Origin of the sequence: Microcoleus sp. ARI1-B5 (assembly GCF_036705795.1) — a bacterium.
Taxonomy (GTDB): Bacteria; Cyanobacteriota; Cyanobacteriia; order Cyanobacteriales; family Microcoleaceae; genus Microcoleus.
The window spans coordinates 296,034-308,803 of the sequence record NZ_JAUBVK010000001.1; the positions used below are offsets into that span (position 1 = coordinate 296,034).

General features: G+C 48.8%; 17 protein-coding genes. 9 read left to right on the forward strand and 8 right to left on the reverse strand.

Annotated features, from left to right (window positions below):
- Nucleotides 1-170: 170 nt before the first annotated feature.
- From QUB63_RS01370 to QUB63_RS01380, 3 genes are all read right to left on the reverse strand, one after another.
- Nucleotides 171-473 carry an HNH endonuclease gene (locus QUB63_RS01370; RefSeq protein WP_332942969.1) on the reverse strand — a complete coding sequence of 101 codons (303 nt, stop codon included), beginning with the start codon at nt 471-473 and terminating at the stop codon, nt 171-173.
- Nucleotides 392-712, reverse strand: a complete 321-nt coding sequence (locus QUB63_RS01375; protein WP_332943268.1) for a hypothetical protein — start codon at nt 710-712, stop codon at nt 392-394. The genes QUB63_RS01370 and QUB63_RS01375 overlap by 82 nt, the downstream gene beginning before the upstream one ends.
- 111 nt (nt 713-823) lie before the next feature.
- The gene (locus QUB63_RS01380; RefSeq protein ID WP_332942970.1) at nt 824-1,057 is read right to left on the reverse strand and encodes a hypothetical protein; all 234 of its coding nucleotides are present in this window, start codon (nt 1,055-1,057) and stop codon (nt 824-826) included.
- Between the two features lie 133 nt (nt 1,058-1,190).
- Between QUB63_RS01380 and QUB63_RS01385 the strand changes: the two genes are divergently transcribed.
- From QUB63_RS01385 to QUB63_RS01400, 4 genes are all read left to right on the forward strand, one after another.
- Complete coding sequence (locus QUB63_RS01385) at nt 1,191-1,403, forward strand: helix-turn-helix domain-containing protein (RefSeq protein ID WP_332942971.1); 213 nt, start codon at nt 1,191-1,193, stop codon at nt 1,401-1,403.
- A gap of 17 nt (nt 1,404-1,420) precedes the next feature.
- On the forward strand, nt 1,421-1,633 hold the full coding sequence (locus QUB63_RS01390) for a helix-turn-helix domain-containing protein (RefSeq protein WP_332942972.1): 213 nt from the start codon (nt 1,421-1,423) through the stop codon (nt 1,631-1,633).
- Nucleotides 1,633-1,845 carry a helix-turn-helix domain-containing protein gene (locus QUB63_RS01395; RefSeq protein WP_332942973.1) on the forward strand — a complete coding sequence of 71 codons (213 nt, stop codon included), beginning with the start codon at nt 1,633-1,635 and terminating at the stop codon, nt 1,843-1,845. Before QUB63_RS01390 ends, QUB63_RS01395 begins: the two co-directional genes overlap by 1 nt.
- A gap of 758 nt (nt 1,846-2,603) precedes the next feature.
- The gene (locus QUB63_RS01400) at nt 2,604-4,238 is read left to right on the forward strand and encodes an MBL fold metallo-hydrolase (protein ID WP_332943260.1); all 1,635 of its coding nucleotides are present in this window, start codon (nt 2,604-2,606) and stop codon (nt 4,236-4,238) included.
- 402 nt (nt 4,239-4,640) lie between these two features.
- Here QUB63_RS01400 and QUB63_RS01405 read toward each other — a convergent pair whose 3' ends face one another.
- Complete coding sequence (locus QUB63_RS01405) at nt 4,641-4,952, reverse strand: DUF6679 family protein (RefSeq protein WP_006633466.1); 312 nt, start codon at nt 4,950-4,952, stop codon at nt 4,641-4,643.
- A 91-nt stretch (nt 4,953-5,043) separates the two neighbouring features.
- Between QUB63_RS01405 and QUB63_RS01410 the strand changes: the two genes are divergently transcribed.
- Entirely contained in the window at nt 5,044-5,379 is a 336-nt protein-coding gene (locus QUB63_RS01410; protein ID WP_332942974.1) for a hypothetical protein, read from the forward strand.
- 111 nt (nt 5,380-5,490) lie between these two features.
- Here the strand turns inward: QUB63_RS01410 and QUB63_RS01415 are convergent, their stop codons facing one another.
- Nucleotides 5,491-5,745, reverse strand: coding sequence for a hypothetical protein (locus QUB63_RS01415; protein ID WP_332942975.1), 255 nt, complete (start codon nt 5,743-5,745; stop codon nt 5,491-5,493).
- Nucleotides 5,746-5,786: 41 nt separating this feature from the next.
- On the opposite strand from QUB63_RS01415, the gene QUB63_RS01420 reads away from it, so the two are divergent.
- Entirely contained in the window at nt 5,787-6,008 is a 222-nt protein-coding gene (locus tag QUB63_RS01420) for a hypothetical protein (protein ID WP_332942976.1), read from the forward strand.
- 281 nt (nt 6,009-6,289) lie between these two features.
- On the opposite strand, the gene tatA is transcribed toward QUB63_RS01420, so the two are convergent.
- Entirely contained in the window at nt 6,290-6,478 is a 189-nt protein-coding gene (gene tatA / locus QUB63_RS01425; RefSeq protein ID WP_332942977.1) for a twin-arginine translocase TatA/TatE family subunit, read from the reverse strand.
- Between the two features lie 303 nt (nt 6,479-6,781).
- Between tatA and QUB63_RS01430 the strand changes: the two genes are divergently transcribed.
- Nucleotides 6,782-7,519, forward strand: coding sequence for a phycocyanobilin:ferredoxin oxidoreductase (locus tag QUB63_RS01430; RefSeq protein WP_332942978.1), 738 nt, complete (start codon nt 6,782-6,784; stop codon nt 7,517-7,519).
- Between the two features lie 432 nt (nt 7,520-7,951).
- Nucleotides 7,952-8,206: an ATP-binding cassette domain-containing protein gene (locus tag QUB63_RS01435; protein WP_332942979.1), complete on the forward strand. Its 255-nt coding sequence runs from the start codon at nt 7,952-7,954 to the stop codon at nt 8,204-8,206.
- 175 nt (nt 8,207-8,381) lie between these two features.
- Here QUB63_RS01435 and QUB63_RS01440 read toward each other — a convergent pair whose 3' ends face one another.
- Nucleotides 8,382-9,293, reverse strand: coding sequence for a hypothetical protein (locus QUB63_RS01440; RefSeq protein ID WP_332942980.1), 912 nt, complete (start codon nt 9,291-9,293; stop codon nt 8,382-8,384).
- A 545-nt stretch (nt 9,294-9,838) separates the two neighbouring features.
- Here QUB63_RS01440 and QUB63_RS01445 point away from each other — a divergent pair.
- Nucleotides 9,839-11,896 carry a DNA polymerase III subunit gamma/tau gene (locus QUB63_RS01445; RefSeq protein ID WP_332943261.1) on the forward strand — a complete coding sequence of 686 codons (2,058 nt, stop codon included), beginning with the start codon at nt 9,839-9,841 and terminating at the stop codon, nt 11,894-11,896.
- Between the two features lie 107 nt (nt 11,897-12,003).
- Here QUB63_RS01445 and QUB63_RS01450 read toward each other — a convergent pair whose 3' ends face one another.
- The gene (locus QUB63_RS01450) at nt 12,004-12,762 is read right to left on the reverse strand and encodes a GNAT family N-acetyltransferase (protein WP_332942981.1); all 759 of its coding nucleotides are present in this window, start codon (nt 12,760-12,762) and stop codon (nt 12,004-12,006) included.
- Nucleotides 12,763-12,770: the final 8 nt, after the last annotated feature.

Sequence of the window (12,770 nt, forward strand, 5' to 3'; positions counted from 1 at the left end):
AAGTTGCTCGACCTACTGGAGTTTTACTGACAATATTTAGACCATCTGCTGTCCAGATGAAATGCTCTGACCAAGAATTTCAAAGGTGGTACCCGCCACGCGATCGATCCGTGGAATCAATCCAAAATCTTCAACGCTCATCCTTGCGTCCCCCGCATTTATCCGTGGGGTCAATCTAAAATCTTCAATGCGAAAATCGCGCAATCGATTGACCATTGCTGATGACGAGGATTAAATAAGAAAGATTCTTGCTGAGTTTCCTGGTCAATTCCCTTGGTAAAATTGTAGTGGCGTTCGTTGCAACGACGGCAAGCTAATGCTAAATTTTCACTGTCATCAGCTCCGCCGAGAGATTTGGGCATGAGATGATCTATGGTAAAGCGATCGGGGCTTAGGTATTCTGGAGAGTGACAGTATTCGCAGAGGTATTTAGCTCGTTGTCGTATAAGTTGTCGAGTGCGATCGGACACCATTTGGCTTGGGTAGAAAGTTGGGCGTTAATCAAGGTAAAAATTCGGGATAGTTCGATGATGCCAGCTAATTCTGGAACTTCATCGGCAGTTAGTAAATCTAGTTTTTTTCTCTCTAGCAGTTCTTCCATGCGAGATTGAAGATCGTCGGTAAATCTGAATAAGTAAATATTCCCAAACTCTACCATTTTGAGGCCTTGGGGCATCAAGGAGGAAGGTTTCACCATTAATTGAGTATTCATAGGAATTAAAGCTCGTAGATACTCTTGGAATATTGTAGCTTATAAGTTGCCAAGTGAATTTGCAGAAGGGACGATCGCACTTATCATCAAATACGATCGCCCCCATCAAAATTACAACATTCGCTCTAACTCAGTCGATCGCACTTCCGGCAATTTTTCAGCCCCAGTCGTATCAAAGACGATCGCGTGTTTAGTCGCAGGTAACAACCGCCGTAAAATCTGGATATAGCCGTCAGCATCGCCGCGCCGGTGGAAGCGCGCCACAACCAATCGCTGCATATTCGGCAGTTGCCGCACGATACACCAGGGATGAATGTGTGATTTAGGCTTTGATGTTGGTATCATAGGGTAATCCTTCCGCGCTCCAAGCGCGGTGTGGTAGAAAAGGCGATCGCCCTTAAGTTTTCCAGGCTCGGAGGGCGATCGTTTTGAATTCTTGTAAATATAAGGTTGATACTAACCTGTTGTCAAGGGCAAAATGGGGCGAGTTAGGCTAAAAATTCGAGAGTTGGCAGAAGAAAAGGGTTGGACGCTGCAAGATGTGGCCGATCGCTCTGGCGTTAATTACAATACAGTTAAGGGTTACGCTAGACGGGATGACGGCATGAATACAGTTGACCTGAGTGCCGTTCAGAAAATCGCTATAGCTTTTGATGTAATGATTGAAGATTTGGTCGAGTTTTTGGAATAGTAAGGGCGATCGCGCTAATGGGCTACGTGAGACTGCGGATTCGAGAACTAGCTGAGCAAAAGGGTTGGACGCTAAAGCAAGTTGCCGATCGATCCGGAGTTAATTACAACACTGTCAGAAGCTACGTTCAGCGCGATGCTTTAAACACAGTCGATTTGTCTGCTGTCTACAAAATTGCCCGCGCTTTCGACGTGACAATGGAAGATTTAGTTGAGATTTTGGACGATTAATGGGATACGTTAGACTGCGGATTCGAGAACTAGCTGAGCAAAGGGGTTGGACGTTTAAAGAAGTTGCCGATCGCTCAGGAGTCAACTACAACACGGTAAAAAGCTACGGGAGACGCGATGCTTTAAACACAGTCGATTTGTCTGCTGTCTACAAAATTGCCCGCGCCTTCGACGTGACGATGGAAGATTTAGTTGAGATTTTGGAAGATTGAGGGCGCACCAATGGGGCGAGTTAGGCTAAAAATTCGAGAGTTGCTCTAAGAAAAAAGCCCGACACTGCAAGATGCGTCTCCTGGATCGCCACAAGGTTTGCTTAGAAAAATGTATCAAACTTTTACAAAGAAACCGATCGCACTCATAAAGTCGCTATCGGTCTGAAAGCAAGACTCAGCCTGCATGAGTCTGGTTTTCCGAGTTTTGATTGTTGGACTATACACGCCCTCAAAACCCGAGAGATGAAGATTTGTAATGTTTTGTCAACATCTTTGGGCTGCTGACTTAAAATCTTCTCATAAAAAAGACTAGCTTTTAGCAGGGACAAATTATGAAAAAATGTTTAAAACTCAGCTTATGAGATCGAGTTCGCTGCTCTTACAAGGTGCAATAAAATGTAACTTTTGATGCAAGAACCACTAGCATTAACTTTGTTGAAGGCGGAATGCCCATTTCTGCCAATGCCTTCGGAAAATCGCTTTCCTCGATCGCATCAAATTTTAAGTGCAATTACTTTGGTTGCACGACGGGAACCGGAGCCGTAGAGGAAAAATTTAAGTCCAGGGCTGACGCACCAGAACTTTGAGCGACGGTTTTTTGACCGACAACGAGGGCGGCAACACAGTCTTTTCCTCCATCAAACCTGGTTTTTGCGTCTAGGACTCAACTCGATCGAATGAATGAATGCAGTCGCAGCCAACATTTAGATGTTGCGATACTGCAAGTTGCGCGCTTGCACAGGGAGCTAACCGCAGTGATGGATCTCGATTGTTTACCTTACGGCGCAGGCCACGCACAGGAAGGGGTCTGTCTGCTAGTGCGAATGGGGCCGCACCGCATTTTACTCGACTGCGGTGTAGAGGATGTCGCACCGCTGTCAGCGATACTAAATCGATCGCTGCCAGCCGATTTCGTGGTGTGCACCCACGCCCACTCCGACCACGCCAGAGGTTTGCTAGCACTCCACCAGGCTTTCCCCCAGTTGCCAATTTACGCCAGCGAAGTGACAGCGCGACTGCTACCGCTCAACTGGCCCCAACAGGCTCAGCAGCCGGAGTCCGGGTTCTGTCAGGCACTGCCCTGGAAGTCGTCGGTCGAACTGCGCCGGGGACTGAGCGTGCAGTTGTTCCCGTCGGGTCATTTGCCCGGAGCGGCGACTGTGCTCCTGACTTATGAAGCCCCCCACCGCACCTACACCCTGGTGTACACCGGCGACTTTTTTCTGTCCAACTCTCGTTTGGTGGAAGGTTTGCCGCTGGGAGAACTCCGGGGCATGAAGCCGGACGTGTTAATTTTGGAAGGCAGTTACGGCACGGCGCGCCACCCTCACCGCCGACAACTGGAGAATCAATTGGCCGATCGCATCCACCGGGCGATCGCCGACGGGTACTCGGTACTGCTACCCGCACCCGCCCTCGGTTTGGGTCAAGAACTGCTGATGCTGCTCCGCAGCCACCACTACTTCACCGGCCGCGACTTGGATATTTGGGTGGACGGCACTGTCGCCGACGGGTGCGACGCTTATCTGGAACTGCTGCCCCATTTTCCCACCGCCGTCCAAAATTTTGCTCTCCACCAACCTTTGTTTTGGGACGAAAGGGTGAAACCGCGCGTCCGCCGGCTGGGGGCCGAACAGCGCCCCGGATTGGGCACCACCCCGTGTATTGTAATTACAGACAAGTTTGCTGATTTGGGTTTGTATGTTGCCGATCGCACAAATCCTTGGATTTTGCTCGCACCTCAAAAACCCGGATATCCCGTCAGGGAATGGCTGGCCAACTGGCAAGAATCTGGAGTTCGGCTCATTGAAACTTATCTGCTCGCCGAACACTGCGACGGCCCGGGGACTACCCAGCTCATCCACAATTTGCGTCCCCAGCACGTAATTTTGCTGCACGGTTCCCCTGCATATTTGGCTGATTTGGCTAACTTGGACGAGCTGCGAAACCGCTACCAGTTGCACACTCCGGCGGTAGGGACTGTTGTTGAATTGCCGATCGGGGAAATGTTTTTGCAGCCGGCAATCCCGGAAACTAACTATGAAGGAGAACTCAGCGAATTAGGGACAGAGGTAGCAATTAGCTTGCCGAATCCGATTACAGCCGATCCTCGGTGGGCAAATTTTGCCGATACCGGTTTGGTAGAAGCCCGCTGGCAAGGCGAAGAACTGGTACTGCGCGGCATCTCCCAGCGGGAACTGCTGTTTGAAGGCAACGCCGTTCAAGCCAACCTCGAATGCTGCGGCAATTGCCAGCACTACCGCGGCCAGCGCTGTTGGAACCAGCTATCTGCTTTGTTTGGCTTTAAAGTTACCCCCGACGGTTTCTGTCCGGTTTTTGAAGCGATACCGGAGTCCGAACTTTTCCTAGATGAGGAAATACAAGGCGAATAAACTGTCTGGGAGGTCGAAACCAGCCAGCACACAAACAAAACAACAGAACATGGACGGACGCACCCCGGCAAAAAACCCGGTTTCAGCAGCGGTAAGCTCTTCATTTCTGGACGCATCGATCGCGTATTTCTGTGATTGTGAGCGACAGCCATAGCGCGATTTCTGATGAAAGCAATCGCAGCATCTGTTTTTCATCGGTTCTGCGTCCCCGACTGCTCTTGTGGCGCGGGCCCTCATCGCGCGATCGAGCTTAAATTTAAATGCCGTCACAGCTTATGTGCTAACAATCCAGAATATTTTTGACCTAAAGCGGGTTTTTTGCCCAATTCCTCGACAAAAAAGGGAGAAAAGTCGTTTTCTTTCCCCCCAAGTATTGTTTGTGCCTCAAGGTCTAGCTCAAAACTATTCTAAATTCGAGTCCGGGTAGTGATTGCGAATTTGCTCGGCTTCGGGACAATCGTCAGAAACTAGGGGTTCGCAGTTAGTTCTCGACACCGAAGCCAACTTTTGGGACACAGCTCCAATACTTTCTAGACGCACCATTTCTTCCCAGGAACTAATTTCGTCTTCTTCGTCGGTTTCGTAGCGCAGCGTGACTAGATCCCCTTCAATATCTAGGATACGAGCGCGCTCTATCCAACGTTGCTGATCTCGAAGAAAAATAGAAACCTCACGACCATCACAACAGAGTTGATAGATTTTGCGCTGTAGCATTTGTCAGTTCTCCTGCGCAGTGTATGTGCTCAAAAAGATTGCCTGTTTACAGTTAACGTACTTTGGGTTTTACATCGGAAGGCACAGCCCTATGGACTGGCCAGTTTCACGTTTTCCGAAACTTTGGCACCGATGGGAGTTACCATATTTCATTTTACCACCAAATCTATCCTGTACACCATTTATCCAATTGCAGATTTTGCAGCCGGCAGCATCCCTCGCGGGAGGCATTTGCCAGAATAGATCCCAGCATCAGGACTTGACTGTCGCGATCGCTCAAACAGCCACAATCCAACAGCCACAATCTAAACAGACTGTGCTGCTTTATCGATCGCGATTGCGGCAGAGAATCAGGGTTCGATCGCGTGCAACGATCCGCTTTTCATCGATCGCGATGCACGAACTGCCGTCGCTGAACCGAGCCTAATTTTTCCCAGACAGCATAAAAAGGCCGGTCGGCTCCACAACCAAATAGGTAGTAGAAGCAGCCATCAAAGGTATAGCGTTGGCGCTTCCGGGCCCTGTATAAGCCGCCAGATTAGTCATGCGATTCAAAAATTTGAGTTTGGTAGCGATCGATCGGGGCTCGGCAACCCGCAGCCAGTCCAGCAATTCCAGCGCCAATCAACATGATGTCGATCGCCATCGCCTCACTCTTAGCCTGCACAAAAAAATTGAGGAAAATATGAAGGTAAAGACGTAGCTGGATTTTGCTCAATAAAACTGATTGTCTCAATGCTGCCCACCCATCGGCTTTAGGGTAGATGTGGTGCCGCCGGCTGGTTTTTCTCAATCAATAATTGTGCAGTAAGCCTGTGTTGAACTCCCACCAGGATGATGGTAAAAACCTATTCAGCATCGGTAACGCAAGACGCAATTATGGGGAGGAGCCAGCGTGTTGCTTTTGTAGTGCGAGCTACCAATATCTTGCTACATATCTACAAGCTTGCGCTTTGCGGGCTGCGCGATCGCACTCAAACAAAAAATGCTTTTTATACTCCGAAAGAGGCGATCCCCAATCATGACGAAGGCTGCGATCGCGCGCACGGTTTCTAGCCAGAGCACCCGTTCGCTGAATTAGCGGTTATATGCGATGTTCGGCGATCGGTATGAGTGTGGTGTATTTAGTACAATCGATCGGTTTCATCTTCACCGGACAGATTCTATCCATTGTCCTCAAAACAGGTCATCCCACCAGCATTATGTTTGCACTGGAGCTCAGCTTGTTAATTCCAGTGATGGTTTTGAGTGCGGCCAGCCCTGGGGTTATTTGCTAGCGGGAATATCAACTACTATGACAGAGCGTTGCTGTTTCTTTTTGCAGGAAATTCAGCAAATTAGTTTCCTAGGGTTCGATCTTCCTTCTCCTTCTGGGCAGATTCATCATCAGCTTGACCGACCCCTTCCTTGAAACTCCGCAGCGTTTTGCCCAAAGCATTGCCCAACTCAGGAATTTTCTTGGGGCCGAAAATTAGAATAGCGACTACTGCAACAATGCCCAATTCGGGCAATCCCAGACCAAACATACAAAATCTCCGCGCTTACCTACTTGGCTTTTTATCTGCGAATTACCGCTAATAGCATTTATTTTAGCGGAGAGTTTCGGCAAATGTTACCAATTACTCGGGTTTTTAGGGCAATTTATTGCCCCGTGCCGCTTGGAATCCCTGGACTCAAGTCACAGGGCTTTCAATAAGAGGGCGGATTTTTCTGTAAAACTTGCTCGATCGCACGTCGATCTGCTGATATCCTTAAAAGTATCTACCTTGTTTCCTGCATCCTGCAACAGTAGAATCAAGTTTTATTAAGCGATCGCCCGATAAATAAGAATGTTAGAAAGATCCCAACCTTCCCTGCGCCAGCAACAGCACTACCTGATCCGCGAATTAGCAGACCGGATAGAATCAGTATGGCGCCGGTACCTCGACCTCGAACCCTACCACCTCCCCGCTGAGTTGGGATATGTGGAAGGGCGGCTCGAAGGAGAAAAACTGATCATAGAAAACCGCTGCTATCAAACTCCCCAATTCCGCAAAATACACCTGGAACTAGCTAAAGTCGGGCCGCTGCTGGATATCCTGCACTGCGTGATGTTTCCGAGACCGAATTACGCTTTGCCGATGTTCGGCACAGACATCGTAGCAGGTAAAGGTCAAATTAGCGCGGCGATCGCAGACCTTTCTCCCCTAAATCCCGATCGAACTTTGTCGGAAACCTACCGCACTCGACTGCAAACTCTGCCCGTCAACCAGTTTTCTTGTCCCCGCCAAATTCCCGAATGGGGCGATATTTTCTCAGAATTTTGCCTGTTTGTGCGCCCCGATTCACAGGAAGAAGAAAGCCGATTTCTCGACATAGTTGAATCCTACGTGGAAATTCACTGCAAACTCGCAGTGGCTTCGGAACCAGTTTCTGTCGCCGAAGCATCGAAAATTCTCGACGCTCAAATTTACTACTGCACTCAGCAGCAGCAAAACGACAAAACCCGCCGCGTACTCGAAAAAGCTTTCGGTCAAGATTGGGCCGAACATTACATGACCGAGGTGCTGTTTGATGTCCCTAAATAGCTGAAATCTGTTTACAATACTTCATAGTGGGTTTGACACTTGCGGCTCTCTCACAGACGGGGATGCTCTAAAATTTCAGGATGTTCCCGTTCCTCAGCAATTCATACATTAATTCAGCAACGCCGAAATTTATCCGGGCGAAATCGTGTTGGTGAATGGGCATTGTGAGTCGGGTAAAACAACTTGGTTAACGTTGATTGGAGCTTTGCTATCCAAGAAGGTAGTCTCCAAATTCTTGACTAAGAAATACGGTAAACTAGCAAAAATACATTAGTTAAAGTCCGCCTTGACATCCGCTATTTTTTCCCAACTCACAATTTCCTCAAATGCCTGACAGCTAAGCAAAACCGGCAAATGTCTTTAGAACTGCACAGCCATCTTTCTCGCTAACAAACTAATCATAAAATAGAGGAAATTCTGCAAGCAGTAGGGTTGAAAGAAAGAATAGATGATTGCCCCGACAGTCTTTATGGCGGACAGAAACAAAGAGTTGCGATCGCCCGGGCATTAGTCAGCCCGCCGAAATTAGTATTAGTAGACGAACCCACCGCAGCGCTAGACAGCAAATCAGGTCGAGATGTGGTGAAATCATGGGAGGTTTGGCCGCATTACAGCACTGCACTATGCATGCTTGTCACCCAGGACAACCGCTTTTTAGATATAGCCGATCGCATTATTCCGATATAGCACTTCTCAAGTAAGTGAGGTATTCACCAATTCATTAACAATTCCTCAATCCCCCAATCTAAAATCTCAACCTGTACCTAATGTACCTGAGAAATGCTATAGAAGACAGCTACCTTCCACAAGACAAATTCACACCCGCTACAACAGGCCTTCTTTCGGTTAAACAAAATTAAACTTATTTCCGAGAACCGGGACGCTTCCCTCCTACTTTGGCAGGACTTTTTGTCCCACCTTTAGCTGCACTTTTAGAACTACCTTTGCCGCTTTTTTGCCCCTTAGCTCCTGCCAACTGACTCTCATTGGCATTTGCAGGTCTGCCGGTAGGCGTTCTCGTAGTCCTAAAGGTAACATTCACCCCTTCATTCGACTGTTCCAGCACCAACATCGGCGTCGGCTTCGCTTTTTGATCCCACTCAATATGAACGATGCGACCTTGAATAGTCGGCTGCCAACTGTCGTGATCGTCTGAAGGACTCAGATAAGTTTCCAAACAGTCAATGATTTGATTAATTGTCGCCGATGTTGCCTGCGTCGGCAGTTTCATCAGCTTAATTTGAATCCGAAACAGCACTCGCTTTTCTATTTTTACGGCGGGATCGCCAGTTTCGTATTCGATATCAAACATCGAATCCACTTGCCTGCCGCTGCCAGCATTCCCGTTTTTATCTCCCACTGCACCCTGAGTCGGACGCAGGGCAATACTAATTTTGTCTTTGACTTTTACCTTAATCTGGTTCACAATGGCAAAGTGAAAGACCTCTTCCGCCATCCGCATTCTCAGGTAGTCTAAATTAAAGTCTCGCGAGTGAATGAGGTCGGGATTTTTTTCCATCTTTGAGATGGTTTCCAGAGCCATTTTGTATTTTTTCTGGAGTTCTCGATTTCTAAATTCCTCAAATTTGAGCTTTTTGCTCAAATCGTCGATTTTTAGCTTGGTAAACACCGCTAAACCGATCAGCAATAACAACAGTGCTCCCGACGCTCCCATCAAGAGTTGGTCTGAGGACGGATCTCCGGGTTTAGCCTGTTTAGGTTTGGGAGAGGCTACTGCCAACCTTGGTTCTACAAGGATTATTTGGGTTGACATGGGCTTTTAAAGGGTAAAATTTGACGCTATATTTATACAGGATTCCAGAGTAGAGCTGGCAGTGTAACTCGATCGACCAACATTGACATCATTCCACCACCATCTTGGTAGAACGGGATTTCTGAAACTCGAACAGGCACCCTCTAATTAATACTTTATCTTTAACTGCAAGCTGGTTCTCGAAATATCGGAAAATTCCGCGCCCGCACCGGCAAAAAAAAATGGTGAATTCTCTGTGATAGATTATACCCATATAGGTCAAAAAAAATGTTGGTTCGGCGGACTCGGTTTCTAGGCCAAGAAAAGTAAAGACACATAAATCAATACTAACTCTCTCGATCGCTCGCCAAAAACACTTCTGGAGAACAACCGATCGCCCGGACGATCGAGTCGCGGACGCTCCGAGCGGGTGCTAATTGCTACGCGAGCGATCGCTCGCAGCCCCGCGAGTCCACCGGACGGCTGGCTGTGAGAGTAGAGCTACGGTGCGATCGAACAACGTGTCCTTAGCTAAGATTACAGCTAATACCACCCATACTTCGATCGTGACCTACGAACCCCTGCACCACAAATATCGCCCTCAGACATTTGCCGAATTAGTCGGCCAAGAGGCGATCGCCCAAACCCTCACCAGCGCCATCCTGCAACAGCGCATAGCACCAGCATATCTATTCACCGGCCCCAGAGGCACCGGTAAAACCTCTAGTGCCAGAATTTTCGCCAAATCCCTCAACTGTATTTCTACCGGCGCCCCCACCCCGAAACCATGCGGCAAATGCAACGTTTGTCAAGAAATTGCCCGAGGTTCAACACTCGATGTCATCGAAATTGACGCCGCCAGCAACACCGGAGTAGATAACATTCGGGACTTGATCGAACGAGCCCAATTTTCCCCCGTACAGTGCCGCTATAAAGTATATGTAATCGACGAAGTTCATATGCTCAGCAACCAAGCATTTAATGCCTTATTAAAAACCTTAGAAGAACCGCCCGATCGCGTCGTATTCGTCCTCGCCACAACCGACCCTCAAAGAGTCTTACCAACTATCATATCTCGCTGCCAAAAATTCGACTTCCGCCGGATTCCCCTCGACTCAATGACCGCTCATTTGCACAAAATTGCCCAATTAGAAAACATCAACATTGCCAGCGATGCAGTGCAAATGGTCGCTCAAATCGCCCAAGGAGGCCTGCGAGATGCCGAAAGCTTGCTCGACCAACTCAGCTTATTTCCCGGTCAAATAACAGTCGAAAAAGTTTGGGATTTAGTCGGTGCAGTCCCGGAAAATGACTTGATGGAACTGCTGCAAGCCATTGAGAACGATAACGCTACAGCATTAATAGACATGACTCGCCACCTCATGGATCGCGGTAGGGAACCGCTAATCGTGCTGCAAAGTCTTGCGAGCTTTTACCGAGATTTGCTAATAGCCTCATCTGCACCGAAACGCTATGATTTAGTAGCTTTAACCGCTGCAACTTGGGAAAAATTATGCGATTTTGCGCGCAAGTGGGATGCCGAGTTAATTTTGGCAAGTCAGAAACACTTGCAAACCCACGAAGTGCAAATTAAAAACACCACTCAGCCGCGATTGTGGCTGGAAGTAACGCTGTTGGGATTGTTGCCTTCGGCAATTAGAACTCAGCCACAACCAGCAGGCGAAGCAAGTCAAAATATTGGTCAATCCCAAATTCACCCCCCCCAACCCCCCCAGGCTTCGGGGGGGAGTTCCACAGCTCATATCGAACAGCCTCCCGCAGCCAAACCTCAAAATCCGCCACCGCAGCCACCACCTATTGTTAATCGCACAGAAAGCACACCTCCTGCGCCGATTCCCGAAGCGATACCAACTCCTGAAACGAATCAAACAAATTATTCACCGACTAATTCAGCCGATGAAATGGATTTAAATAGAGTGTGGGAACAGGTACTTGCCAAAGTGCGACCGTTCAGCACTCAAGTCCTGCTTCGCCAACACGGAAATCTAGTAATTTTTACCAATAATACTGCCTATGTTAAAATCCGAGCGCCGAAGCTGCTCAATACAGCTAAAGACAAAGTAGCTAATATTGAAGAAGCTTTTTTGCAAGTTTTTAACCGACAAGTAACAGTAAAAGTGGGATTGACAAATCCCGCTGAAACTAATAGTTCCCGCGCCCAGGATTTGCCAAATTATAACGGACGTGTTGCCGAAACTCCTAGGAATTCTCCTGCTGTGAGTGATGCGAATCAAGAGGTGCACAACTCGGCGGATTCTGAGATTCCCGATGATTTTTGGGTGGACGGGGGAGAAGATCAAAAACACTCCTCAGTGGCTGAAAATACTGCTGCTAATGTGCCAAATATTTCTGAACCCCTGCGCCAGACAAACGGCTCTACCAACTCTCAGAATGACTTAAATGCTAAGGCTGTAGCGGTGCGGGCTGATGCTCGATCTGTCGCGAATACGAGCAGGCAATGGGCTGATATGTTTGAGGGGGAAGTAGTCGATTTGTCGGATGATTTAGAGATTTGGGAATCGGGGAGTTTCAGCTTGGAAACTGAAGAAGATTTTCCTGAGTTATCTTCTGAGGTTGATGGGGATGATTTTATAGATTGGTAATCGATTGATTTTGGGAGCTCAATCAAGATGTTCGATCGTTCGGAGTTTAGTCCGCATCTAAATTAGCGGACTAAAGTCCGATGCTGCGAACCTATTTGACAGGCGTTTTACTTGGGCGGGAGCGAAATGTGCAAAATTTCGCCGATCGCACAAAATCCAGCGCGGGTGTAAACTCGGAATTCCTCCTCGTGTCCCGCCATCAGAAACGCCACCGCAACACCCGCGTCGAAAGCTTCTCGCACCAGCCGGGCCGTCAAAGCCCCTGCTATGCCCCGTCGGCGAAAAGGGACGCGCACGCCGATACCGGCGATTTCTGTCGTCTGATTTGTCGGCACAGTACAGATTCCACCCCCAGCAGGTTCGCCCGTTGCTGCGGAGCGAGCGAGTACGGCGATGCCACCTGCAGCCAGAGTTTTCCGAAGGCTGTCAACGTCTTCAGGGCTTGGTGCAGCCTCTGTGAAAGCCTCGTGTTGCGCCGCCGCTGTACCGAGGATCTCGGCCTCGGAAACTGGCACAATGAGTTCGATGTCCGGGGGGAGGGGAAGCAATTTCTCCGAACCCGGAGTGCAAGTCATCAGCGGCAAGCGTCCCTCAACGGTGAAACCGGCGGATATCAGCGTTTCTTCGACAGCAGGGGCTAGTTTCGCGACATACTCCAAACGCGGCTTTCGCCCGCGCACAGAGTAGGCAGCGATTAGGGCGTTGACATCGGCGAGCGAGGGTGCGGCGCCGTCGTCGGGAATCGCATAGTTGAGATAAGGGTTGGCGCTGTGACGGCTGAAGGTAGCGAGGAACGGCCCGATCCGATCGGTGTCACGCTGCTGGCTCGCGGCAAAGCGCAGGTATGATTGAATGCGAGATTCCATAAGTGGCT